This window comes from Microcoleus sp. K5-D4 (genome assembly GCF_036704575.1).
Lineage (GTDB): Bacteria > Cyanobacteriota > Cyanobacteriia > Cyanobacteriales > Microcoleaceae > Microcoleus.
Genome location: NZ_JAUBSD010000227.1, coordinates 1 through 1,102, shown reverse-complemented (window position 1 = coordinate 1,102; position 1,102 = coordinate 1). Strand labels below are relative to the sequence as shown.

Annotated in this window: 1 protein-coding gene and 1 pseudogene; both read left to right on the top strand. The window is 35.0% G+C overall.

What is annotated here, in order from left to right; all coding sequences use genetic code 11:
- Nucleotides 1-67 precede the first annotated feature (67 nt).
- Nucleotides 68-751: a transposase family protein gene (locus QUA77_RS29195; protein ID WP_333454124.1), complete on the top strand. Its 684-nt coding sequence runs from the start codon at nucleotides 68-70 to the stop codon at nucleotides 749-751.
- A gap of 52 nt (nucleotides 752-803) precedes the next feature.
- Nucleotides 804-989 (top strand): annotated as a pseudogene (locus tag QUA77_RS29190) (transposase family protein); the annotation flags it as partial.
- Nucleotides 990-1,102: the final 113 nt, after the last annotated feature.

The following is a 1,102-nucleotide window of genomic DNA, read 5'->3' as shown; positions in this document are numbered from 1 at the left end:
TAGACATCTCCAAAATAGTAACAATTCGTGATAAGATCCCATCCTCAAGCTTTTTTGACACAGAAACATGAGCGACATACTAAATCATATTGAAGAGCATCCTAAAGAAACACAGCGATTAATTGGCTTGGATTATGAGCAGTTACAACAATTAATTCAAAACGCGGAACGATTACATCATGAAAAACAAGCTTTACTAGAATCAAAGAAAGTTAGACTTATTGCTGGTGGAGGCGGTAGAAAACCCAAACTATCTAGGGGCGAACAAATAATTTTAACATTGGTCTATCTGAGGCATATGACAACATTTCAACTTCTGGGCATCCAGTTTGGAGTAAGTGAGTCTACAGCTAATGATACATTTAACTATTGGTTGCCTAAATTGCGAGAATTGCTACCATGTAGCTTACTTGAACAAGTAAAAAAAAACGCTGCTGACTATGAAATAGTTAAGGAAATACTCACAGAATATGAATTAATAGTAGATACCTACGAACAAGTCAGAGAGAGACCTGGAGATAAGGATGAACAAGAAAAATACTTTTCAGGCAAGAAGAGTAATCATACATTCAAAAGTCAAATAATTATCATGCCAGATGGTAGAGATATCGTTGATGTTGTGGCAGGGGAACCTGGACCTAAAAGCGATATAACTTTATTCCGAGAAGAACGCTCACAGTTTGACCCTCAACAAAGATTTAAGGGAGATAAAGCTTACGTTGGAGAAGCTTTAATTACAACTCAAGAGTAAAAAACCCAGAAATCGAGAATTAACAACTGAACAAAAAGAACAAAACAAAGCATTTTCAGCTAAAAGAATCTTTGTTGAACATCGAATTCGCTCGCTCAAAATATTTCGAGTTGTCCAAGAAAGATTTAGGTTGAATCCCCAAAAATATGAGAAAGTAATTTTAACGATATGTGGAATAGTAAGGTGGCGAATGGGAGCCTTAATATTACCAGAACAAGCGGTGAAAGCGTCCGATTAAAATTAACACAGTTCACTCAATATTTTGGCATAATTATCAACAATAAATATCTCAAAGTGTTGTTTTATTGTACACAGTAGCTAATTTACGATGATTACATTTATGTCCTATAA

Excerpts from the sequence above, each read along its gene's own strand:
- QUA77_RS29195 (WP_333454124.1), top strand. The coding sequence starts at position 68 with ATGAGCGACATACTAAATCATATTGAAGAGCATCCTAAAGAAACACAG.